This is a genomic window from Pseudomonas sp. MWU12-2345 (assembly GCF_023242385.1).
GTDB classification, from domain to species: domain Bacteria; phylum Pseudomonadota; class Gammaproteobacteria; order Pseudomonadales; family Pseudomonadaceae; genus Aquipseudomonas; species Aquipseudomonas gingeri_D.
Map to the genome: position 1 here is coordinate 14,773 of NZ_JALLJA010000012.1, position 21,311 is coordinate 36,083.

Here is a 21,311-nt window from a genome sequence, read left to right on the forward strand (position 1 = left end):
GACACTGCCTTTGGAAGCCGCCTTTACCGCGCTCCAGAGTGCTGGAAAAAGCGGCTGTAATAAAAACCATAAGTCACCGCCAGGAGACAACCAATGCCCATTGCGAATGCAACATCAGCGACCTCGGTCGCCGACCCGACCCAAGCGCTTTACCACAAGATCACCTGGAAACTGATCCCGTTCCTGTGTTTCTGCTACCTGGCCGCGTACCTCGACCGGATCAATATCGGCTTCGCCAAACTGCAGATGCTCGACCAGCTGCACTTCAGCGAAACCGCCTTCGGCCTCGGTGCCGGGCTGTTCTTCGTCGGTTATATCCTCTTCGAAGTACCGAGCAACCTGGTACTGGAAAAGGTCGGGGCGAAAATCTGGATCGCGCGGATCATGATCACCTGGGGCCTGCTCTCGGCCTGCACCATGCTCGTAACCTCGACCACCCAGTTCTACATCCTGCGTTTCCTCCTCGGCGCCGCCGAAGCCGGCTTCCTGCCGGGCGTGTTGTTCTACCTGACCACCTGGTTCCCGACCCATCGACGCGGGCGGATCATCGCCCTGTTCATGATCGGCCTGCCGCTCTCCAGCGTTATCGGCGGACCGCTGTCGGGCTGGGTCATGGGCCACTTCGACCAGGTCAACGGACTGCGCGGCTGGCAATGGCTGTTCCTGATCGAAGCCGTGCCCAGCGTGCTGCTCGGCATCCTGACCTTCTGGGCATTGCCGAATCATTTCCGCCAGGCCAAATGGCTCAATGAAGAAGAAAAAGCCGTCCTCGAAAGCGAACTGAAAAACGACGAGGCCAGCAGCCCCGACAGCAAGCAGCACTTTCGCGACGGTTTCTTCAACCTCAAGGTCTGGATGCTCGGCGGTATCGACTTCTCGATCCTGCTCAGCGCCTACGCCATGGGCTTCTGGATGCCGACTTTCATCCGCAACGCGGGGATCACCGACACCTTCCATATCGGTGTACTGACCGCCCTGCCAAGTGTCGCCGCCCTGCTCGGCATGCTGCTGATCGGCGCCAGTTCCGACAAGCATCGCGAACGTCGCTGGCACATCATCGTGCCGTTTTTCGTCGGTGCCGTCGCCATGGCCACCAGCACCTTCTTCACCCATAACGTGGTGGCGACGGTGGCTCTGTTCGCCATCGCCTCGGCGGCGATCATCGGCGCGGTGCCGGTGTTCTTCAGCCTGCCGGCGACCTTCCTCAAGGGCACCGCGGCGGCCACCGGTTTTGCCCTGGCCTGCTCGCTGGCGAATATCGCCGGGCTGGTCAGCAACTCGCTGATGGGCGTGGCCATCGACCTGACCGGCAGCAGTGCCGGGGCCCTCTGGTTCTTCGCCGGCTGCCTGATCCTGAGCAGCTTCCTGGTGATCGCCCTGCCGGCAAAACTGGTCAATCGTTAAGTAACCACTTACCTGCCGATGGCCTTTCCAGGCCTCGGCAGGCATGCTGGCTTACCGCAATACAACAACAACTCATTGGGGCACATCACCATGCAACGCTTTCTCAAGGGCTGCGCGCTGGCGCTGGCTGTCGGCCTGTCCGCCGGCTCGCTGCAAGCGGCTGAAAAAGTCATCATCGACACCGATTTCAATGTTCTCAACGACGACGGCCAGGCCTTTATCATGCTGGCGCAACTGCATGCGCAGAAGAAGATCGACATGCTGGGCATGACCCTGGTCAGCGGCAATGCCTGGGTCGACCAGGAACAGGTCGACGCGCTCAAGGCGGTGGAACGCATGGGGGTGGAAAAGGAGATCGGCGTCTACTCCGGCGCGGCCTATCCGCTGCTGCATGACTTCGCCACTTATCCACAGGAGCAGGCGATGTTCGGCGCCGGCTGGCCCGGGGCATTCAAGAACCCGCGGCCGACCTCGGCTTCGCAATTGGTCGCGCCGCCCGATGGCCTGGCGACCCATACCAAGCTGCGCAGCGAAACCGCGCCGCAGTTCATTATCGACAGCGTGCGCAAATACCCCCATGAAGTGACCTTGCTGGCCATCGGCCCGCTGACCAACCTGGCCCTGGCAATCCGCCAGGCGCCGGATATCGTGCCGCTGATCAAGCGTATCGTGTACATGGGCGGCGCCATCGAGATTCCCGGCAATACCACGCCGGCGGCGGAGTTCAACTGGTGGTTCGACCCGGAGGCGGCGAAGATCGTCCTGCGCTCGCCGATCGAACACGTGATCTTCCCCAACGATGTCTGCGAGAAAGTCACCTTCGACGCCTCGGTCTACAACCGGGTGATTGCGGCCAAGGGCGCGGTGCCGGAGTTGTACAAGAGCGTGTTCGGGCCAGAGTTCGCCAAGAACCCGGGCTATCACAGCTTTACCTGGGACAGCCTGCCGGCATTGTTCCTGGCCGAACCTGAGATCGTCACCGAGTCCCGTGATATGTGGATCGATGTCGACACCCATTTCGGTCCGGACTACGGCCGCGCGCTGGGCTACAAGAAGAGCCCGCCAGTGGGGACGCAGAAAGCCAAAATCGTGTTCGCGGTGGACCAGAAGAAATTCTGGAACGACTACGTCTCGCTGGTGACCTTGCCGACGCCGGTGAAAAAACCCTGAGGTCAGCGGCGCTAGATAGACCGCTATCGCCAGCAAGCCGGCTCCCACAGAAGAGTAACGGTGAACGCTCCATCGGAGTAGACACAGACCTCTGTGGGAGCTGGCTTGCCAGCGATGACCGCGCAGCGGTCGCCATTCAGAACCGCACGTCAACCGTACTCAGCACCTGCACAAACGCCCCGTTCAAGGTCGCGTTGTGATGCTCGACAATCGCCCGGGCCGACAACCCGGGTGTTTCCATGCAGGTATGGGCATCCCCCACCAGCACCGCCTCGAAACCCAGATCCCGCACCAGGCGGCTGGTGCTGTCGACGCAATACTGAGTCTTCATCCCGACGATCACCAGGCGCTGCACACCGGCATCATCCAACTGCTCGGCCAGCCCGGTATTGAAGAAACAACTGGGGCGCGTCTTGTCGACCAGACGATCCACCGCGGGATCCACCCGCAACTCCGGCACCAACTGCCAGGGCGCACTCCCCGCCGCAATCGGCGAGCCTTCAGGGCCGGTATGCCGGACCGCAAAAATCGGCGCACCGGCCTGCCGCGCCGCGCCAATCAGCTGATTGATATTCTCCAGCACCCGCTGCCCTTCCCAGGGCTGGTCGGGGCCATGGAACAGCCCGACCTGCATATCGATGATCAACAGGGCCGAACGCTGTGCATTGTCTGCTTGCATGGGGTGTTTCTCCTTCCGTGTGATGCCAGCAAAGGCCCGAAAACCAAAAGGCCCCGTCCATTGCTGGCGGGGCCTGGGTTCGCTGCGTTTACCGACTCACGCACCGACCTCACGCCCGCCATAGGCGGTCGTGGTGGTCTGGGTGAGGTTCAACGGATTCCGGTTCATGGGCTCGATCATGCTACGGTCGGTTCGAACCTGGCAACCCCGTCATCGAAAAAGACAACAGCGCGCAGCCTCAGAAGCGCAACCGCCAGTGCCCGTTACGGCGCAGGTCGACCACGGATAAGGGCTCGATATCGATCGAATTGAAGGAGGTAGGCCCGGCCCCCAGCGCGTGCAGCAGTGCCGCGCGGATCACGAAGGGATGGGTCACCACGATAAAATGTCCTTCCTCGCGAAAACCCTCGAGCCAGGTCCCGACCCGGGCACACAACGCCGCCACCGACTCACCCGCCGGCGGGACCTGCGTCGGGTCCGAGGTCCAGGCCGCGAGCAATTCGGGTTCGCTCTCGAGCAAATCCGCCAGCATGACACCCTGCCATTCGCCGACATCCAGGTCTCCCAGTTCCGGGACGATCTCGACCTCCGCCCCCAGGGCCTCGGCGGTCTGCCAGGCGCGGGTTTCCGGGGCACTGAGGATGCGCACCGGTTTCTTCAAACGCGCCGCCAGCTCGGCCGCCTTGAGCAAGCCCTTGGGCTCCACCGGTTCGTCCAACGGAAAACGCCCCAGGCGCTGGGCCTCGGTGCGGGCGTGGCAAACAAAGCTCAAACGAATCGACATAAGGGTGTGTTCCGAAAGGCAGTCCGTGTCGTGGCTCAACATACCGGGAAGTCACTCAGCCGGGATTGCAAGTATCGCTCAAGCGAACAAAGGCTCAAATGCGACGTTCGGCTGCAGAGCGAGCTAGTATAGTCAGCTCACTTGATCCCACGAGGAACTGATCGATGCCTGTTGTCGTCCCGCTCAAGAAAACCCTCGGCGCCCTGCTCCTGCTGGTCGGCCTGGCCGGTGCGAACAGCGCCTTCGCCCATGCCCACCTGAAAAGCGAAACCCCGGCCAAGGATGCCACCGTCAGCGCCCCGGCCGAATTGCGCCTGGTGTTCAGCGAAGGGGTTGAAGCCAAGTTCACCAAAGTCGAACTCAGCAGCGCCGATAAAGCGGTCACGCTGAAAAGCATCGCCACCGATCCGTCCGACAAGAAAACCCTGATCGTTACCCCTGCGGCTCCTCTCCCGCCTGGCCAGTACAAGGTCGTGTGGCACGCCGTGTCGGTCGACACTCACAAGAGCGAAGGCAACTACAGCTTCACGGTGGGCAACTGAGTCTATGCAGAACGCCATGGTCCTGTGCCGCTTCCTGCATTTCGCCGTGGTGTTGTCGTTGTTCGGGGCCTGCCTGTTCAGGCCCTGGCTGATCGGCAGCGCGGCCAGCCCGGCACTCGACCGGGGGCTGCTCGAAATCAAGCGCTGGCTGGCGCTGCTGGGGTTGCTCAGCGCCGGCGGCTGGTTGCTGCTGACCACCGCCACTATGACCGGCGACTGGGCCGACGCCCTGAATCCCGCCACCCTGCAGTTGGTCCTGGGCAAGACCTTTTTCGGTCAGGTCTGGAGCTGGCACCTGGGCTTGTCCCTGTTGCTGGTGATCAGCCTGTTGGCCAACGCCCGCCCGGCCATCAACCTGCTGCTCGGTTTCCTGCTGCTGGCGACCCTCGCCCCGGTCGGCCACGGCGCCATGCTCGACGGCCTCGACGGTCGCTTGCTGATGCTCAACCAGTTCATCCACCTGAGCGGGGTCGGTGCCTGGGTCGGCGGCTTGATGTTGCTCGCCCTGATGCTGAGCAAGCCGGCGGAACATGACATCAAGCGGGTCCTGCGACGGTTCGGCGACCTCGGTTACCTGCTGGTCGCCGTGATTATCGTCACCGGCCTGATCAATGTGCGGGTACTCACCGGAGCCCTCTGGCCGACGCCACTGTTCAGCGGCTTCGCCCTGATCCTGCTGATCAAGGTGCTGATGGTCGCGCTGATGCTGGGATTGGCCCTGTTCAACCGGGTGATGAGCCCTGGCGGGCGTTTCAGCGTCTTGCGCACCAGTGTGACGGTCGAATGGCTGCTCGGCCTGGGGGCGATTCTCGCGGTATCGCTGCTGGGCACTCTACCGCCGATGCTGATGGACTGAGCCCCCGGGGCTGGCTGGCGAACAGCGTAAATCCGTCCGGACTTTCATACTCCCGTTCGCAAAAAAACCTGGCTCATCTAATCATCTATATGAATCCATCAGGTATATTCCTTCCAACCGCGTAACAAAATAATACAAGAAGGGGTTCCCGTTGGATCTTTCACATGCCGCGTGGCTTGCCCACGACACCCGCCTGATCGTCTGCTGCCTGCTGGCCATCGCCACCATCATCGTGCTGATCAGCCTGACCAAACTGCCGCCCTTCCTGTCCATCCTGATCGGCACCTTCGTCGCCGGGATCGGCGCCTCGCTGCCCCCTGAAGAAGTGGCCAAGGCGTTCAGCAAGGGTGCCGGCAGCCTGCTCGGCGAAGCCGGGATCATCATTTCCCTGGGCGCCATGCTCGGCGCGCTGATGGCCGAGTCCGGGGCCGCCGACCGCATTGCCTCGACCCTCCTGCGCCATGCGCGAGGCAAGGCCCTGCCCTGGGTCATGGCAATGGTCGCGATGATCATCGGCCTGCCGCTGTTCTTCGAAGTCGGCCTGGTGCTGATGGTGCCGATCATCTTCGTGATCGCCCGCCAGTCCGGCCAGCCGCTGCTCAAGGTGGCGATCCCGGCCCTGGCCGGCATGACCACCCTGCATGCGCTGATGCCGCCCCATCCGGGCCCGTTGATCGCGGTCAGCGCCTTGCACGCCGACCTCGGCATGACCATGTTGCTGGGCTTTTGCATCGCGGTGCCGGCGGTGATCCTCGCCGGCCCGCTCTATGGTATCTGGTTGTCCAAGCGCCTGGATGTGAAGGAGCCGGCGGAAATCGGCGCCTTGTTCACCGCCAAGGTCGAGACCCGGCGCAAGCCGAGCTTCACCATTTCACTGTTGATCATCCTGCTGCCGGTACTGCTGATGCTCGGCAGCACCCTGGCCAAGGTCGCCATGGCGCCGCAAAGCAACCTCGCCATCACCCTGAAGTTTCTCGGCGAACCCTTGATCGCCCTGGGCCTCGCGGTGATCGCGGCGGTGATCTGCCTGGGCTGGTCCATCGGCATGGCCCGTGACCAGGTCGGCAGCGTGCTGCGCAAAAGCCTCGGGCCGATTGCCATGCTGCTGCTGACCATCGGCGCCGGCGGCGGCCTGAAACAGACCCTGCTGGAAGCCGGCATCAGCGACACCATCAGCAAGGTCGCCACCGGCGCCAACCTGTCCTACGTCCTGCTGGCCTGGCTGATTGCCGTGGCCTTGCGCCAGGCCACCGGTTCGGCGACCGTGGCGACCACCACCACGGCGGGTATTCTCGCGCCGCTGATGGCCGGCCTGGCAACCACCCAGGCCTCGCTGGTGGCCCTGGCCATCGGTGCCGGTTCGGTGTTCTTCTGCCACGTCAACGACGCCGGCTTCTGGATGGTGCGCGAGTACTTCGGCTTGCAGCTCAAGCAGACGATCTGGGTCTGGTCGGTGTTGCAGACCATCGTTTCAGTGGTCGGGCTGATTGGCACGCTGCTGTTGTGGCAGTGGTTTAAATAAACTGCCGTAATCCATTTGGTAAGCCTGAACACGATCCCTTGTAGGAGCAGGGCTTGTCGGATCGCCGCACCGCCGCGAAAGGGCCCTCAAGGCCGCCAAAAGCTTCGCGGGCAAGCCCTGCTCCTACAGGTTTCGCGGCGCATTCAAATTCGTGGTGTTTCAGGATCCCCGCTCAGTCCTGCGAATAGGCAAAGTTCTTCAACACCTCACCATCCATGCGGTAGCGCACCCATTCATTCTGGGGTTGCGCACCAATGGATTCGTAGAAGCGAATCGCCGACTCGTTCCAGTCCAGCACACTCCACTCCAGGCGCCCGCAATCATTGGCGCAGGCGATCTGTGCCAAGTGCCGCAAGAGCTTCTTACCGGCGCCGGCACCGCGTTGTTGCGGTGAAACGTAGAGGTCTTCCAGGTACAGGCCATTACGCCCGAGCCAGGTGGAGTAGCTGAAGAAAAACACCGCAAAACCGACCGGCTCGCCATCACGCAGGCAGATCAGGCCATGGGCCGTGGCACCTTCGCCAAACAGGCTGCGCTCGATGTCGACGACGCTGGCGATCACTTCATGGCGGGCCCGTTCGTACTCGGCCAGTTCAGTGATGAAGGCCAGGATCTGCGGCGCATCGCTGGGCCGGGCTTCGCGTATTTCAAGGGACATGGGCGCTTCCAGAGTCGGTGAAGTCGCCCATGCTATGCGGATTGTGCGACGGTTTGAATCACTATTGCTCGAGGCCCGGTTGTGCCAGGTACAGCACTTCATACGCCTTACCCGAGCGATGGCGGTCAGGCTCGGACGACGACAGGGTGATCCGGATCAACTGCCAGGCCGCCGTATCCAGCGCGAGGAACACCGCCACCGTGTCGTCCTGACGAACGATGGCCTGGTTACGCTCCACCTCCTCGGCCAGCAACCGCACTCGATCCGCTTGCGCATCGAACGGCAAGGTTTCGCGATACAGCGCCCGGGCCTGCGGCGCACTGCCCAGCTGCAGATCCAGCGGCAACCAGGCCTCGATATCCGGACGACCGAATGAGTCGATCACCCGCTGGAAACGCTCGTCCATCAGAAAGCCCGCAGCGGCGCTCGGATCGGCCCAGAGGTACACCGACGAATACAGATTGGCCTGGGCCCCGAAGACCCCGCGTTCCTCGGCGATAAAAGCCTTGAAGACCAGCCCTTGGGTATCGTCCCAGAGCGGCCCCAATTCGCTGGCCCGGCGGCGGATCAAGCCCATGTCATAGTTGGCGGGCAAGCGGTGTGAATACTGTTTGGCAAACATGACGACACTCCTGTGGGAAAAGGTTATCGAGAACCTGGAGCCAGCTTGCGCAAGATCGATAATTACAACAAGATATCGATAAATATATGTGTGATAAGAGATAGATATGACTGAAGCCGTCAAGCCTCTCGATATCGACACTGTCCAGGCCTTTGTGCTGATTGCCGATTTCGCCAGTTTCACCCGCGCGGCCCAGGCGCTGGACACCTCCCAGGCGGCCATCAGCCTGAAGCTCAAGCGCCTGGAAGAACGTCTCGGCTACCGCTTGCTGGAGCGCACACCCCGCCATGTGCGGCTGTCGCCTTCGGGTGAACAATTTATCCACGCCGCCCGCGCGTTGCTCCAGGCCCACGAACGGGCGCTGGGGGATATGAGCGCCACACCCAATCGTCGCCTGATCATCGGCATCAGCGACCATGTCGCGGGACCGGACCTGCCGACCCTGCTGAGTCGCCTGGCGCACTACGATCCCCTGCTGATCATCGAGGTGCGGATCGCCTCGTCCCGGGACCTCGGCGCGGCCTTCGATCGTGGCGAGCTGGATGCGGCCATCGTGCGCAGCGAAGGCGACCGTCACGACGGCGAGGTGCTGGTGGTGGAGCGCTTCGGCTGGTTCGCCGCACCCACCTGGCAACACACCCCCGGCAGCGTCCTGCGCCTGGCGACCATGGCCGCGCCCTGTGGCGTGCGGCATCTGGCGGTGCGGGTGCTGGATGATGCGGGCATCCCCTGGACCGAAGTGTTTATCGGCGGCGGCGTGATGGCGGTGGGCGCGGCGGTCAGTGCCGGGCTCGGCGTGGCAGCGCTGGCCAAGCGGGTGGCACCGGCCGGCGCGATCGAAGTCGGTGAACAACTCGGGCTGCCGGCGCTGCCGATCACCGAAATCATCCTGCATGCGCGTCCCACGGACTCTCGTTCTCAGGAAACCTTGAGAGCGCTGAGTGCTGCATTTCGTGGGGTACTGGAGCGCTAGTCGATCATGACTTCCAGGCGGCGTAACGACCTGGACAATTATGGAAACAAATCGGCCGGGCTCCCTTTGGGGGCCCGGCCGAATTCGTTAAGCGACAACCTGAACTAGATCAGCAGGAACAACGCCAGCAAGCCACCGAAGATCGCCCACTTCTCCAGGTAGTAGCGGGTGCGGTTGGTTTTCTTCAAGGCCTTGCCCCGCAGGCGAATGCCGTAGATCTTGGTGAAGAACTTGTTGATCCCACCGGTCTTGTCGTTCGCATCATTCGGCGAAGCGGCGGCGGACATCACATTACGACTGAACCAGCGGTTGAACGCCGTCGCCCAGCGATATTTCAACGGGCGCTCGACATCGCAGAACAGGATCACACGGTTCTGGTCGGTCTTGTTTTCGGCGTAGTGGATAAAGGTCTCGTCGAACATAACCGGCTCGCCATCGCGCCAGTGGTAGTCCTGGCCATCGACGTTGATGTAGCAGCCCGGATCGTTCGGCGTTTCCAGGCCCAGGTGGTAGCGCAAGGAACCGGCGTAGGGGTCGCGGTGGCGAACCAGGCGCGAACCCGGCGGCAACTCGGCGAACATCGCCGCCTTGATGCTGCCGATGCTGTTGAGCAGCTCCGTGGTGCGCGGGCACAGCTCGACGGCGGAAGGATGGTTGTCGCCATACCACTTGAGGTAGAAACGCTTCCAGCCAGTCTTGAAGAAGGAGTTGAAGCCCACGTCGTTGGGCGTCTCGGATTTCTTGATCTCACCGGCGCGCAACAGGGCCAGGGCCTCGGTGCGGATTTCCTGCCAGTTGTCCTGCAACGGCTTGAGTTCGGGGAAGCCGGCCGGGTCCAGGTACGGGCGGCTCGGCACCTTGGAGAAGAGGTAGAGGAAGCAGTTGACCGGGGCGAGGAAAGTCGAGTGGTCACTCAATTGCCGGCCCAGCTTGTGCCGGACCTTGCCGCGCAGGTGTACGTACGCGATGGACAAGACGTAAACAGCGATAATGATGAGTTTCACGGGCGTCGTCACAGAAGTCGAAAGGACACGCTACCTTTCATGCATCTGGTGGCCCGGTGCACACGGCCGGGGTCCAGAGGTCGCAAAGGTAGCCAACGCACTAGGGTAGAACAGCTGGCGTATGGGTTTCCAGTGTTTCGTCTTCCGGGCGAAAGCAAAACCACTATCTGTTACAGGATTTTCTTATAGCTTCACTGGTGCACTCCATCCCTGTAGGAGCCGGCTTGCCGGCGATGGCGATCCACGGAGCGCCACCAAAATCCCGCCTGCCGGCGGATCGCGAGCAAGCTTGCTCCTACAGGAGCCGGATTCAGCCGTTCGCCAGCATGGCATCCACTTCTTGCTTCCCGGGCGAGGTGGCCGGCCCCCAGCGTGTAACCGCCAGGGCCGCCGCCGCATTGGCGCGGCGAGCCGCCTCGACGGCATCCAGCCCCGCCGCCAGCCCGGCGAGGAACACACCGGCATGGGCATCGCCCGCGCCGTTGCTGTCCACCGCCTGTACCTTGAAACCAGGCACATGCCGGTGCTCCCCGACCCGACTGACCCAACAACCGTTCGGGCCATCGCGAACCACCAGTAGCGCACCCTCGGCCAAACGCTCGGTCAGATTGTCGAGGGAACCGGCAATATCCGCCGCGCCGGTAAAACGCAGGGATTCGACACTGTTACTGGTCCAGATATCGATACGCGGCAACAAGGCCGCCATGGAGGCTGCGTCCGGCGAGTTGACCAACGGACCCGGATCGAACACCACCGTCACCGCCTTCGGCAAGGACAACACCCATTCCAGCAGCGCCGGTGCCTTGTCCGGATATTGCAGGCTGTAGCCGCTGACATAGACGTAATCGTCGGTTTGCACCGAGACCCGCGCCAGCTCTTCAGCCGAGACACCGCCTTCGGCTCCGATATAGGAAATAAAGGTGCGCTCGGCGCTGGCCTCGGTCAGCGACACGCAAAGCCCGGTGTCCTTCGCACCATCGCGCTCGAGGGCGATCTCGACCCCCTCCGCCGCCATCGCCTGGCGGGCGATGTCGCCGAAGCGCCCGTTACCGTGGCGCCCGAGGTAGACCACCGGCAGGCCATTGCGCCGGGCCGCGGCCATGACGTTAAAACCCGCACCGGCTTCAAAGCTGGCGGCATTCGCCAGCACGTCGCCGCCGGTCGCCGGCAGCTGGTCGAGGGACATGACCAGGTCAACCATGACCTGGCCGGTATGTAGCAACTTGGTGTTCTGTCTCACAAATAAGGGTCCTCTTTTGGCGAGTGGCTGTTGTTGTCAGGCAAGGCGCCGCGACGAGTCATAGCCCGCTATGGCGAGGAGCGGCAACGCAGCATGACGACGACAGACGCCGTCAAAAAGGGCCAGTATTTGTGTGACAGGACACTATCCATTGGCATTCTCTAAAAAGGCTGCACGACGATCCGCCGCGCCGCCGAGCACGGCGTAAATACCGCCGGCAACCAGAAAGGTGACGATCCAGCCCAGGCCGTTGTGGCCCAGCCAGGAGTCGGACAGGAAACCGCGGAACCAGGTGGTCTCGGCGGTGGTGCCGATGGTGGTGAAACTGAAGCCCAGGACAATCGCCACGGCCCAGGCACCGAAGGCGCGCCATTCGATGCCGCCGCTATACCAGTAGGCGCTGGTCGGACTGACGTCCAGCAGGTCCTTGGGGCTGTAGTACTGGCGATGCACCAGGTCGACCACGAAGATCCCGACCCAGGCGGTGATCGGCACCGCCAGCAGCGAGATGAAGGTGATGAACGGGCCGTAGAAGCTGTCGGCGATCAACATGAAGTAGATGGAGCCGACAAAGATCGCGACGATATCGACGATCACCGCATGCACGCGCTTGACCTTCAGGCCCAGGGTCAAGGTGGTCAGACCCGCCGAGTACACCGACAGGTTGTTCGACAACAATAGCCCGCCGAACGCGGTGATCAGGTACGGCACGGCCATCCAGGTCGGCAGCATGTCACGGATCGCGATGATCGGGTCAGTCGCCTGGGCCAGATCGTGGTTGCCCACCGACAGCAGGCCGCCGAGGGTGATCAGCAGCACCAGCGGGATACCCGCGCCGAAGGCCGCCGAGGCCACCAGACGGACCGCCTTGACGCTCTTGTGCTGGTAGCGCGACATGTCGGCGCCGGCGTTGGCCCAACCGATCCCGGTGCCCGCCGCCATGGTGCCGATGCCGATGATCATCGCGCTCATAGGCGCCGGGGTGGCGTTGAACACCGCGCTCCAGTCGATGGTCGCGCAGAGGAAACCGCCCACCAGGATATTCAGGCCGCCGAAGACATAGGTCGCCCACTTCTGGATCACCAGCAAGGTGGCATGCCCCAGGCCCGAGACCGACAGGGTCAACAGCACGAAGATGGCGATAAACAGCAGCGTCAGCACTGGCGCGCTCTTGGCCTCTACGGGTGAGTGGAACAGGATCGAACACAAGGACAGCAGCACGAACGCCGCGGTGGTGGTGTTGACCGTTTCCCAGCCCAGGCGCGACATCAGCGAAACGATGGTCGGGCCGATATTGCCGCGCACGCCGAAAATCGCTCGCGACAGGGTCAGGCTCGGCGCATGGCCACGCCGACCGGCGATGGAGATGATCCCCACCACGGCGAAGGAACCCGCCGCGCCGAGAATCGCGACGATGATCGCCTGCCAGATCGCCAGCCCGCGAAAGGCCACCAGGGTTGCCCCCAGTGGCAGGCCGAGAATACTGATGTTGGCTGCGAACCAGACCCAGAACAGTTGCAGGGGATGGCCGTTGCACTCGGCTTCCGGGACCGGTTCTATACCGCGGGTTTCCAACTGGCCGGCACTTTGTCCGGCTTTTGATGAGGTCATGGTGTTCAGCTCCTGATGCCAATTGTTGTGGTTGTTGGGCAGTGCGGAAGGTGTAGAAACCCCTGGGCCACTTCCGGGCCCCCTTCGTCTGCAGTCCATTGCGTGTTGTTGTGTGTCAGGCGTTGCGCAGGGCGATCAGCCCCTGGACCAGCGGTACCAGTTCCAGCGCATTGACTTCGATGATTTTCGCGACCATCTCGGCGGGCCAGCAGTCCAGACCGTCGCAAGCCCCGAGCATGGCGCCGAGGATGCCGGCGATGGTGTCGGTGTCGCCGCCGATGCTCGCGGCGAGGCACAGGGCCTCGAAGGCGTTGAGCTGGCCGAGCGCGACCCGCTGGGCCAGCGCGAAGGCCACCACCACCGACTCCTGGGAGGCGACCGAGGTACCGACCACGTCATACAGCAGGTCGGCCAGTTCGGCGTCCGGGCAATCGCGGACGAGCTCACGGACCCAGCGAATCCGTGGCCCCAGGCGCCCGCCGGCAACCCAGTGACCATGCTGTTCGGCGCTAAAGGCCATTTCGGTGCCGATATCCAGCGCGTGCGCCAGGCTCTGGCGGTTGATCCCGCAGGAAATCACCGCGGCGACGGCGGCGGCGCTGGAGATTCCCAGGCTGGTGTTATGGGTGACCTGGCAGGCCTGGATCACCGCGTCGAGAAAGCGCTGGGGCTGGTCGACATCGGCGGCGATGCCCACCGGGGTGATGCGCATGGCTGCGCCGTTGGTGGTGCCGTAGCGCCCGGCTTCCTCGGGGCTGTGGCCGGCCAGAATCATTTCAATGGCGCGCTTGGTCGATGGACCGAGCAGATCCTGCGAGCCCTTGGCCTGCATCACCGCTTCCCAGGCGATCAACCGTTCGGCCAGCAGCGCCGGCTCGATATGGCCGTTACCGTCGATCAGCAACTGCCCGACCAGGATCGCCTGTTCGGTGTCGTCGGTGATGGAGCCGGCGGGCATGTTCGGCGCGATCGGCTGGTCGGGACCGGCGTCGACCAGCGTGGTGATGCTGCCGAAGCGAGCCCGGATCTGGGCGCGACTCAGGGATTGGGTCGGCATACCCAGGGCGTCGCCCAGGGCGAGGCCGTAGAAGGCACCGAGGGCTCGATGAATCGGGGTCATGTCGGGTTTCCAAACGCCAGGTGCAGGCGGAAATGCAAAGGATCGAGCAGACTTTCGACTTGCTCCATAAAACGTCCCCGCTTGTCGTAGGTGGTTCGCAAGGCCTTGAGAAACACCGTGCCCAGCGGACGCCCGAGCAGTTCGGCATCTTCCGCGCAGAGGGGTTCGGCGCCGATCCACTGATCGCCGCGATCACCGACATAGCCGTAGGCCGCCAGGGTAATGGTCAGGGAGTTGTCGATCAGGCCGACGTTGGGCAGGCCTTCCAGGCCGCCGCTGGCCGGTATCAGCGAGTGTTCGAGGGAAACCGCGGTACCTTCGGTATTGCGCCGGCGCCGGTCGAGGGCGATGAACTGCTCGGTGCCATAGCGACTGAACAGGTCCGGCCGCGTCACCGCTTCCAGGCGCAACACCTCGGTGTTGATCAGCGCCCCGCTGTCCGCCAGGGCCTGGGCCCAGCCGGCGCGCTGGTCGAGGGGAATGCCATCGTAGGTGACGATGGAGCCCACGCCGCTCTGGGTCGCAATGTAGTTGCGCCGCTTGAGCTCGGCCAGGGCCTCGCGCAGCGTGCCGCGGCTCACCGAGAATTCTTCGGCCAACTGATGTTCACCCGGCAACAGCAAGCCGTCTCCAAGAAGACCGCTTTCGATGCGCCGGATAAGCTCATCGACCACCCTTTTTTTCTTATCAAATCGGACATGTCTAATCATGTACAAATTGATAACCGAAAGAGGCTCAGGGGTGCAAGGGATTTATTTTACAAGGAGATGAATGGTGGTTTTTTTCAGGGCGCTATCGCCAGCAAGCCAGCTCCCACAGGTTCGGGCTTGGCACAAAATATAGTCGTGCCCGGGTCCACTGTAGGAGCCAGCTTGCTGGCGATCCGCCGACAGGCGGAGAGAATTCAGGGCTTCAGGCCAATGGGGAAAAACACGCCCCCGCTCCAGACCCCCAGCCAGGATTGGCCGTCGATCTCACGGCTGACCGCCAGTTCCACCAGTTGGTAGAACACATTGCGATGAATCAGCGCTTCCAGATTACTGCGCACATGCACGTAGGGCGCCGGTTCCTGGCTGATCGGATCGATCACCACCCGGATCGGATGCTCGGTACCGGCCGTCACCTGTTCATCGACGTAAGTGGTAAACCGCAGTTGCTGTGCCTCGCCCTGCCCTTCGACCTCCAGGGTCACCGCGACAAAGGGCGCATCGTCGACTTTGATCCCGACCTTTTCCACCGGCGTGATCAGGAAATAATCATCGCCGTCGCGGCGCATGATGGTGGAGAACAACTTGACCATCGGCTTGCGGCCAATCGGCGTGCCCTGGTAATACCAGGTGCCGTCACGGGCGATACGCATGTCGATATCGCCGCAGAACGCTGGATTCCACAAGTGGACCGGCGGCAGGCCTTTTTCCGTCTTGGGGATTTGCGCCAACAGGTCGTTGGCCTTGCCCGACTCACTCATACTCAATCCGACATCCACTGTTCACCGACGCCTAACAGACTACGCGCATATTCGGCCAAGGGGGCGGCGATCAGGTCTTCGGGCTTGGTGTTGTGGAACGTCAGCAAGCCGCCACGGCTTTTGATCCGTGCCGTATCGATCAGGTACTGGGTGCCGGTCTCGATCAGCATGATCTGGATCACCCCGCTGTCCACGCCCAGGCGGTCGACGGATTCCTGGTCGGCCCACTCGTCGTAGTTGCCGATGCGGTCGTCAGCCTTGGCGAAGCGCGTGTACAACAGGTAGTGCGCGCCGGCGGAGCGGGCCTCGGCCATGGCCTGGTCGAGCCCCAGGGGCGCACGGGCGCGGCGCACCATGGGGAAATATTCGACGAAGCCGTTGAAGGCTTCCTCGGCCACCACGTTGGGACGCGGGTAAGCACTGCCGGGTGGCGTGAAAGCGCCCTGGGCAATGTAGATAAAGGAGTCCGGCTGGATGCGGAACGAGCGGATCCGACGCGTATCGCTATGATCGAGTAGCCCGGCATCGCTCGCCTCATAGCGAACACCTTCCCCCAGATCACTGACTTTCATGCAGCCGCCCAGCGCTAAAAACGCCAGCAGCACAACCAGGCTACGCATCCTATCCTCCAGAGGCCGGTGACGGAAAACCGGCGAATAAGCGCGAGGATGCAGCTTCCGCGCCAGATCAGCCGCCGATGATTTTCATCACCGTCGCGCCGCCCGAGAAGGCCACTTCCTGTTTGTCCCCCAAGGCCTTGACCAGCAGCCGCTGCAACGCCGGCAACGCCTCGTGGCGCGGCTTGTCGAGCAGGTCGCCGACATAGTGCCGGTTGCTCGACGACAGGCAGCCATGCAGCCAGCCGGTGGACGACAACCGCAAGCGCGAACAAGTCCGACAGAACGGCACGCTTTCGTTGGCGATCACCCCAAAGTGACCACGCCCCGGAATCGCATAACGCACGGCGGTGGCATCGACCGGGGCATCGGCCTGCAGGTATTCATAGCGCTCGCCAATCAGCCCGAGCAACTGCTTGAGGCTGACGAACTGCTGGAGAAAGGCATTGCCATCGCTGGCCAGGTGGCCCATGCGCATCAGTTCGATAAAGCGCAGCTCATAGCCGCGCTCAAGACAGTAATCCAGCAGCGGCATCACCTGGTCCAGGTTCTGCCCGCGCAACGGCACCATATTGACCTTGATCTTCAGTCCCGCCGCCCGCGCCTGCTCCATACCGTCGAGTACGCTGGCCAGGTCGCCACCACGGGCGATAGTACGAAAAGCACTGGCATCCAGGGTATCGAGGGAAACGTTGATCCGTTTGATCCCGGCCTCCACCAGCAGCGGCAATTTGCGCGCAAGCAACTGGCCATTGGTGGTCAGGCTGATATCGTCCAGGCCCATCTGGCCGACCGCGCCCATAAAGGCTTCCAGCTTCGGACTGACCAGCGGCTCGCCGCCGGTAATGCGCAAGCGCTCGATCCCCGCCGCCTCGATCAGGTAGGCCACGCCCCGTGCCATGGCCTGCGCCGACAGTTCGTCCTGGGCAGCCACCAGCCGCTTGCCATTGGGCACGCAATAGGTACAGGCATAATTGCAGGCGGATGTCAGGCTGATGCGCAGATTGCGAAAACGCCTGCCTTGACGGTCAACGATCATGGGACACTCCGGCGATGGACTGTGGAACGCGCAAAACTTGACTTAAAAATCAAGTTTTGACAAGCCCTATCCCCGAGTATAAGCCCGGGGCATTGCGCCATATAGGGGAACGTGGCGCAATCACCAAGCCGAATATCTTAGCTGACGGGCGTTTCAGGGTCGCGCTTGCGCTTGTTGCCCATGCGCACGCCGATATCCATCAGGAACTGGAAGAAACCTTCCTGGTCTTCCAGCACATTGCTCCAGAACGGCGAGTGGTACAGCGCGACAGCGCCATGTACCAGGGCCCAGGCGGCGCAGTAGTGGAAGTACGGCGGCACGTCCTCGAGCTTGCCTTCGCTGATACGGCCCTTGATCAGCAAGGTCAGGCGTTCGAAGTTGGACGCGCGGATCTTGTGCAACTCCTCGACCATCTCCGGCACCTGGTGGCCCTTGACCACTTTTTCTTCCAGGCGGTCGAACAGGCGATAGCGCTGGGGATCACGCATGCGGAATTCGAAGTAGGCCCGGGACAGGGCTTCCTTGTCCTTGTCGACATCCGCCGAGTGCAGCAACTCGTTCAAATCACGCTCGTAGTCGAGCATCAGGCGCAGGTAGATCTCCGCCTTGGATTTGAAATGCTTGTAGATGGTGCCTTTGCCGATACCGACGGCATCCGCGATCATCTCGACGGTGACACTGTCTTCACCTTGTTCGAGGAACAGCTTTAGCGCGGTATCGAGAATTTCCTGCTCGCGGCGACGAAACTCACGGACCTTACGGGGTTCTTTATGCATAAGAAAAGGTCTGTAGGGGCAAAATCGAAGCCAAGTATTATGCCTGACTCGCGCCAAATTGCACGAATCATCCGAGGCTTTTAGTTTTCACTGTCGACGAATCAGGCCGCCCTGGTCAGAAAATCTTCGCGGTGGTCACGGATCGTCGCCGCCGCCGGTCGCCGAAAAGCGTCCTGGCACGATGAGAACTCAACAGAAGCGCCTGTATTCCAAATCTGTTTAAAAAATGAGCAATGCTGACTGGACGTCGGGCGATCCTGACCAATACTTGAACTGTCGGCGCGACATCTCCCCCAAGTGACGCGCTGATAAAGGTGCCGAAGGACCGCGTACCTTTGTTTTACTCCTAATGGTCTTAACCCGGATTCACCCCCCAGAACCCGGGTTTTTTTTGCCCGCGATTTAGCCTCTCGGCTCAGGCGCGCACATGGGCAAGGGGAAACAGGCGCTTGAAGTTCTCGGTGGTCTGCTCGGCGAACTGCTCGTAGGGCACCCCGCGCAGCATCGCCAGGTAATCGGCGACATCGCGCACATACTGCGGCAGGTTCGGCTTGCCGCGATGGGGAATCGGCGCCAGGTACGGCGAGTCGGTTTCCACCAGCAGGCGGTCGGCCGGCACTTGTCGCGCGACGTCGCGCAAGGCGTCGGCATTGCGGAAGGTGACGATGCCCGAGAGGGAAATATAGAAGCCCAGGTCCAGTGCGGCCTTGGCCATCTCCCAGTCTTCGGTGAAGCAATGCAGCACGCCGGCCTGGGACAGTTGCGCCTCGCGCAGCAACGCCAGGGTATCGGCGCGCGCGCCACGGGTGTGGACGATCACCGGCTTGCCGGTCTGCGCGGCTGCTTGCAGGTGCAAGCGGAAGGACGCCTGCTGCAGTTCGGCCGCTTCAGGCTCGTAATGGTAGTCCAGGCCGGTTTCGCCAATGGCCACGACCTTGGGATGCTCAAGCTCGCGCAGCAACCAGTCGAGCGCCGGCGCGGCGTCGGCCTTGACGTCCAGCGGGTGCACGCCGACCGAACAATCGACATCGGCGTAACGCTCGGCCAGGGCCTTCACATCAGCCGCATTGTCGACACTCACGCCGATACACAGGAAGTGCCCGACTCCGCGCTGACGCGCTGCGTCGAGCGCCGCATCGAGGGAGCCGGCATGTTCGGCGAGATCAAGACGGTCGAGGTGGCAATGGGAATCTACAAGCATAAAAAGGCGACAACTACATCGTATGGGTGGGACGGTCGGACTTCAGGGCGCCGGCCAGGTGGGTTTCGATCTTGCTGCGAGCGGTGTTGTCGCCGTCGTTGAATTGCACGCCGACGCCCGCCGCGCGGTTGCCCTGGGCACCCTTGGGGGTGATCCAGGCGACCTTGCCGGCGACCGGGATCTTTTCCGGCTCGTCCATCAGGTTGAGCAACATGAACACCTCGTCGCCCAGCTTGTAGCTCTTGCTGGTGGGGATGAACAGCCCACCGTTCTTGATAAAAGGCATATAGGCCGCGTACAGCACGGACTTGTCCTTGATGGTCAGGGACAGGATGCCGTTGCGCGGGCCGGGACCAATGGGTTCGTTCATACTCGCTCCGGTCATGCAGATAGCCGATTCTAGGCCCATCGCCTCAGTGTTGGGTAGGTAAAGCTGCCCATTGCACCAATAGCGCTTCGAGCAGCAGCACCCGATTGAGGTTGGCCTTGCTCAGGACTTTCTGCCGCTGGGCGAGAATCCAGTCCTGGATCGACAGGACCTTGTCCCGGGCGGTTTTCTGCGCCAGGTATTGCACCACCTTGCGCATGTCGGCCAGGCCCAGGCCGGCTTCGTCTTCAGTCAGTTGATAACGCAGGATCAAACTCGACCAGTCGCAGAACCAGTCGAACAGCAACAACAGGGGAATCGCATTCCACCCTTCGGCCAACTGGGTGGCCGATTGCTGTTGCTTGAGCAATTTCTTCACCCCATCGACCACCAGCGCCCGCTGTTCGCGAACGCCCTGGGCCTGGAGACTGACCGCGGCCAGTGGTGAACCCGCCGCCAGGGTCAACAATTCGACCCGTTCTTCCGCACTGCTGTCCGGCAACGCCGTCGCCAGCCATTGCAGGCTCATGGCCTCGCTCGGCAGCGGGCAGGCCTGTTGCACACAACGGCTGCGGATGGTCGGCAGCAAGCGGCTGGACTGATGGCTGACCAGCAACAGCACGGTATCGCCGGAGGGCTCTTCAAGGCTCTTGAGCAAGGCGTTGGCGGCGTTGATATTCATCGACTCCACCGGCTCGATCAGCACCACCTTGCGCCCACCCAGTTGCGCGGTCTGGACCACGAAACTGACCAGGTCGCGGACCTGGTCGACCTTGATCGCCTTGTCGGCTTCTTCAGGTTCCAGGATGTAGTTGTCCGGATGACTGCCGGCGTTCAGCAACAGGCAGGACTTGCAGTGCCCACAGGCATTGAGATTCGTCGGGCTCTTGCACAGCAGCAGCGCCATCAGCCGTTCGGCCAGGGCGCGCTTGCCGATGCCCGCCGGGCCATGCAGCAGATAGGCATGGGCATGCTGGGGCCGCCCGGCCATTTGCTGCCAGAGGCTGTCCTGCCAGGGATAGGCTTCAGCCACGGTGCCGCTCCAGGATTTCCGGCAGCAGGCGGTCGAGGGATTGTTGCACCTGGGCCAGCGTCTGGGCCGCATCCACCAGCCGGTAGCGCGACGGATCGGCTTCGGCGCGTTTCAGGTAGGTGCTGCGCACGGCGTCGAAAAACACCCGGCCTTCCTGCTCGAAACGATCCAACCGACCCCGGGCACTGGCCCGGGCCAGGCCGACTTCCACCGGCAGGTCGAAGACCAGGGTCAGGTCTGGACGCAGTTCGCCCTGGACAAAATGTTCCAGGGTGGCGATACGCTCATGGGACAGGCCGCGACCGCCGCCCTGGTAGGCATAGGTGGCATCGGTAAAACGATCGCACAGCACCACCGCGCCACGGGCCAGGGCCGGACGGATCACCGTGGCCAAGTGCTGGGCCCGCGCAGCGAACACCAGCAGCAGTTCGGTATCGGCACACATGGCTTCATCGCTGGTCGCCAGCAGCAGTTCGCGGATCCGTTCGGCCAGCGGCGTACCGCCAGGCTCGCGGGTCAGCAGGACATCGACGCCCTGGGCCCGCAGGCACTCGGCCAGGTAATCGCGGTTGGTACTTTTGCCGGCGCCTTCCGGGCCTTCCAGGGTGATAAACAAGCCAGTCAC

Annotated in this window: 23 protein-coding genes; 6 read left to right on the forward strand and 17 right to left on the reverse strand. The window is 62.5% G+C overall.

Going from position 1 to position 21,311, the window contains the following annotated elements; genetic code table 11:
• Positions 1-93: 93 nt before the first annotated feature.
• Together M5C71_RS21815 and M5C71_RS21820 are read left to right on the forward strand one after the other, a co-directional pair.
• Positions 94-1,404: an MFS transporter gene (locus M5C71_RS21815; protein WP_103498257.1), complete on the forward strand. Its 1,311-nt coding sequence runs from the start codon at positions 94-96 to the stop codon at positions 1,402-1,404.
• Between the two features lie 90 nt (positions 1,405-1,494).
• Positions 1,495-2,574: a nucleoside hydrolase gene (locus M5C71_RS21820; RefSeq protein ID WP_248768706.1), complete on the forward strand. Its 1,080-nt coding sequence runs from the start codon at positions 1,495-1,497 to the stop codon at positions 2,572-2,574.
• 136 nt (positions 2,575-2,710) lie between these two features.
• On the opposite strand, the gene M5C71_RS21825 is transcribed toward M5C71_RS21820, so the two are convergent.
• Positions 2,711-3,253 (reverse strand): cysteine hydrolase family protein, encoded by a 543-nt coding sequence (locus M5C71_RS21825; RefSeq protein ID WP_103498256.1) that lies wholly within the window; start codon positions 3,251-3,253, stop codon positions 2,711-2,713.
• Positions 3,254-3,491: 238 nt separating this feature from the next.
• Positions 3,492-4,037, reverse strand: a complete 546-nt coding sequence (locus M5C71_RS21830) for a histidine phosphatase family protein (protein WP_248768707.1) — start codon at positions 4,035-4,037, stop codon at positions 3,492-3,494.
• A gap of 164 nt (positions 4,038-4,201) precedes the next feature.
• Here M5C71_RS21830 and copC point away from each other — a divergent pair, with 164 nt between their 5' ends.
• From copC to M5C71_RS21845, 3 genes are all read left to right on the forward strand, one after another.
• Positions 4,202-4,579, forward strand: a complete 378-nt coding sequence (gene copC / locus M5C71_RS21835) for a copper homeostasis periplasmic binding protein CopC (RefSeq protein ID WP_103498254.1) — start codon at positions 4,202-4,204, stop codon at positions 4,577-4,579.
• 4 nt (positions 4,580-4,583) lie between these two features.
• The gene (gene copD, locus M5C71_RS21840) at positions 4,584-5,435 is read left to right on the forward strand and encodes a copper homeostasis membrane protein CopD (protein ID WP_248768708.1); all 852 of its coding nucleotides are present in this window, start codon (positions 4,584-4,586) and stop codon (positions 5,433-5,435) included.
• Positions 5,436-5,586: 151 nt separating this feature from the next.
• Positions 5,587-6,957: a gluconate:H+ symporter gene (locus M5C71_RS21845; protein WP_248768709.1), complete on the forward strand. Its 1,371-nt coding sequence runs from the start codon at positions 5,587-5,589 to the stop codon at positions 6,955-6,957.
• Positions 6,958-7,129: 172 nt separating this feature from the next.
• On the opposite strand, the gene M5C71_RS21850 is transcribed toward M5C71_RS21845, so the two are convergent.
• Positions 7,130-7,615: a GNAT family N-acetyltransferase gene (locus M5C71_RS21850; protein WP_103496794.1), complete on the reverse strand. Its 486-nt coding sequence runs from the start codon at positions 7,613-7,615 to the stop codon at positions 7,130-7,132.
• A 61-nt stretch (positions 7,616-7,676) separates the two neighbouring features.
• Positions 7,677-8,237: a DUF4865 family protein gene (locus M5C71_RS21855; RefSeq protein WP_103496793.1), complete on the reverse strand. Its 561-nt coding sequence runs from the start codon at positions 8,235-8,237 to the stop codon at positions 7,677-7,679.
• Between the two features lie 106 nt (positions 8,238-8,343).
• Between M5C71_RS21855 and M5C71_RS21860 the strand changes: the two genes are divergently transcribed.
• On the forward strand, positions 8,344-9,210 hold the full coding sequence (locus M5C71_RS21860) for a LysR family transcriptional regulator (RefSeq protein ID WP_103496792.1): 867 nt from the start codon (positions 8,344-8,346) through the stop codon (positions 9,208-9,210).
• A 104-nt stretch (positions 9,211-9,314) separates the two neighbouring features.
• Here M5C71_RS21860 and lpxO read toward each other — a convergent pair whose 3' ends face one another.
• The 13 genes from lpxO to tmk all read right to left on the reverse strand — a co-directional run bounded on the left by lpxO (position 9,315) and on the right by tmk (position 21,311).
• Positions 9,315-10,214, reverse strand: a complete 900-nt coding sequence (lpxO, locus tag M5C71_RS21865) for a lipid A hydroxylase LpxO (protein WP_103496791.1) — start codon at positions 10,212-10,214, stop codon at positions 9,315-9,317.
• A gap of 310 nt (positions 10,215-10,524) precedes the next feature.
• Positions 10,525-11,436: a PfkB family carbohydrate kinase gene (locus M5C71_RS21870; RefSeq protein WP_283094046.1), complete on the reverse strand. Its 912-nt coding sequence runs from the start codon at positions 11,434-11,436 to the stop codon at positions 10,525-10,527.
• Positions 11,437-11,598: 162 nt separating this feature from the next.
• Complete coding sequence (locus tag M5C71_RS21875; protein ID WP_248768710.1) at positions 11,599-13,065, reverse strand: cytosine permease; 1,467 nt, start codon at positions 13,063-13,065, stop codon at positions 11,599-11,601.
• Positions 13,066-13,180: 115 nt separating this feature from the next.
• Positions 13,181-14,185, reverse strand: a complete 1,005-nt coding sequence (locus tag M5C71_RS21880) for an ADP-ribosylglycohydrolase family protein (protein ID WP_103496788.1) — start codon at positions 14,183-14,185, stop codon at positions 13,181-13,183.
• Entirely contained in the window at positions 14,182-14,895 is a 714-nt protein-coding gene (locus tag M5C71_RS21885; RefSeq protein WP_103496787.1) for a GntR family transcriptional regulator, read from the reverse strand. The genes M5C71_RS21880 and M5C71_RS21885 overlap by 4 nt, the downstream gene beginning before the upstream one ends.
• 194 nt (positions 14,896-15,089) lie before the next feature.
• Positions 15,090-15,653, reverse strand: a complete 564-nt coding sequence (locus tag M5C71_RS21890) for a DUF1285 domain-containing protein (protein WP_248768711.1) — start codon at positions 15,651-15,653, stop codon at positions 15,090-15,092.
• A gap of 2 nt (positions 15,654-15,655) precedes the next feature.
• Positions 15,656-16,273 carry a DUF4823 domain-containing protein gene (locus M5C71_RS21895; RefSeq protein WP_248768712.1) on the reverse strand — a complete coding sequence of 206 codons (618 nt, stop codon included), beginning with the start codon at positions 16,271-16,273 and terminating at the stop codon, positions 15,656-15,658.
• A 67-nt stretch (positions 16,274-16,340) separates the two neighbouring features.
• A complete protein-coding gene (locus M5C71_RS21900) occupies positions 16,341-17,309 on the reverse strand; it encodes a radical SAM protein (RefSeq protein ID WP_103496784.1) in 969 nt (322 codons plus the stop codon).
• Between the two features lie 137 nt (positions 17,310-17,446).
• Complete coding sequence (locus M5C71_RS21905; RefSeq protein WP_103496783.1) at positions 17,447-18,085, reverse strand: TetR/AcrR family transcriptional regulator; 639 nt, start codon at positions 18,083-18,085, stop codon at positions 17,447-17,449.
• A gap of 415 nt (positions 18,086-18,500) precedes the next feature.
• Positions 18,501-19,286, reverse strand: a complete 786-nt coding sequence (locus M5C71_RS21910) for a TatD family hydrolase (RefSeq protein ID WP_248768713.1) — start codon at positions 19,284-19,286, stop codon at positions 18,501-18,503.
• Positions 19,287-19,299: 13 nt separating this feature from the next.
• The gene (locus M5C71_RS21915) at positions 19,300-19,656 is read right to left on the reverse strand and encodes a PilZ domain-containing protein (RefSeq protein ID WP_103496781.1); all 357 of its coding nucleotides are present in this window, start codon (positions 19,654-19,656) and stop codon (positions 19,300-19,302) included.
• A 43-nt stretch (positions 19,657-19,699) separates the two neighbouring features.
• Positions 19,700-20,686: a DNA polymerase III subunit delta' gene (locus M5C71_RS21920; protein ID WP_103496780.1), complete on the reverse strand. Its 987-nt coding sequence runs from the start codon at positions 20,684-20,686 to the stop codon at positions 19,700-19,702.
• The gene (gene tmk, locus M5C71_RS21925; protein WP_103496779.1) at positions 20,679-21,311 is read right to left on the reverse strand and encodes a dTMP kinase; all 633 of its coding nucleotides are present in this window, start codon (positions 21,309-21,311) and stop codon (positions 20,679-20,681) included. The genes M5C71_RS21920 and tmk overlap by 8 nt, the downstream gene beginning before the upstream one ends.

What these genes read in the sequence shown, in the direction of transcription:
- M5C71_RS21815 (WP_103498257.1), top strand. Translation starts at nt 94, where the DNA reads ATGCCCATTGCGAATGCAACATCAGCGACCTCGGTCGCCGACCCGACC.
- M5C71_RS21820 (WP_248768706.1), top strand. Translation starts at nt 1,495, where the DNA reads ATGCAACGCTTTCTCAAGGGCTGCGCGCTGGCGCTGGCTGTCGGCCTG.
- M5C71_RS21825 (WP_103498256.1), bottom strand. Translation starts at nt 3,253, where the DNA reads ATGCAAGCAGACAATGCACAGCGTTCGGCCCTGTTGATCATCGATATG.
- M5C71_RS21830 (WP_248768707.1), bottom strand. Translation starts at nt 4,037, where the DNA reads ATGTCGATTCGTTTGAGCTTTGTTTGCCACGCCCGCACCGAGGCCCAG.
- copC (WP_103498254.1), top strand. Translation starts at nt 4,202, where the DNA reads ATGCCTGTTGTCGTCCCGCTCAAGAAAACCCTCGGCGCCCTGCTCCTG.
- copD (WP_248768708.1), top strand. Translation starts at nt 4,584, where the DNA reads ATGCAGAACGCCATGGTCCTGTGCCGCTTCCTGCATTTCGCCGTGGTG.
- M5C71_RS21850 (WP_103496794.1), bottom strand. Translation starts at nt 7,615, where the DNA reads ATGTCCCTTGAAATACGCGAAGCCCGGCCCAGCGATGCGCCGCAGATC.
- M5C71_RS21855 (WP_103496793.1), bottom strand. Translation starts at nt 8,237, where the DNA reads ATGTTTGCCAAACAGTATTCACACCGCTTGCCCGCCAACTATGACATG.
- M5C71_RS21860 (WP_103496792.1), top strand. Translation starts at nt 8,344, where the DNA reads ATGACTGAAGCCGTCAAGCCTCTCGATATCGACACTGTCCAGGCCTTT.
- M5C71_RS21875 (WP_248768710.1), bottom strand. Translation starts at nt 13,065, where the DNA reads ATGACCTCATCAAAAGCCGGACAAAGTGCCGGCCAGTTGGAAACCCGC.
- M5C71_RS21880 (WP_103496788.1), bottom strand. Translation starts at nt 14,185, where the DNA reads ATGACCCCGATTCATCGAGCCCTCGGTGCCTTCTACGGCCTCGCCCTG.
- M5C71_RS21885 (WP_103496787.1), bottom strand. Translation starts at nt 14,895, where the DNA reads ATGATTAGACATGTCCGATTTGATAAGAAAAAAAGGGTGGTCGATGAG.
- M5C71_RS21890 (WP_248768711.1), bottom strand. Translation starts at nt 15,653, where the DNA reads ATGAGTGAGTCGGGCAAGGCCAACGACCTGTTGGCGCAAATCCCCAAG.
- M5C71_RS21895 (WP_248768712.1), bottom strand. Translation starts at nt 16,273, where the DNA reads ATGCGTAGCCTGGTTGTGCTGCTGGCGTTTTTAGCGCTGGGCGGCTGC.
- M5C71_RS21900 (WP_103496784.1), bottom strand. Translation starts at nt 17,309, where the DNA reads ATGATCGTTGACCGTCAAGGCAGGCGTTTTCGCAATCTGCGCATCAGC.
- M5C71_RS21905 (WP_103496783.1), bottom strand. Translation starts at nt 18,085, where the DNA reads ATGCATAAAGAACCCCGTAAGGTCCGTGAGTTTCGTCGCCGCGAGCAG.
- M5C71_RS21910 (WP_248768713.1), bottom strand. Translation starts at nt 19,286, where the DNA reads ATGCTTGTAGATTCCCATTGCCACCTCGACCGTCTTGATCTCGCCGAA.
- M5C71_RS21915 (WP_103496781.1), bottom strand. Translation starts at nt 19,656, where the DNA reads ATGAACGAACCCATTGGTCCCGGCCCGCGCAACGGCATCCTGTCCCTG.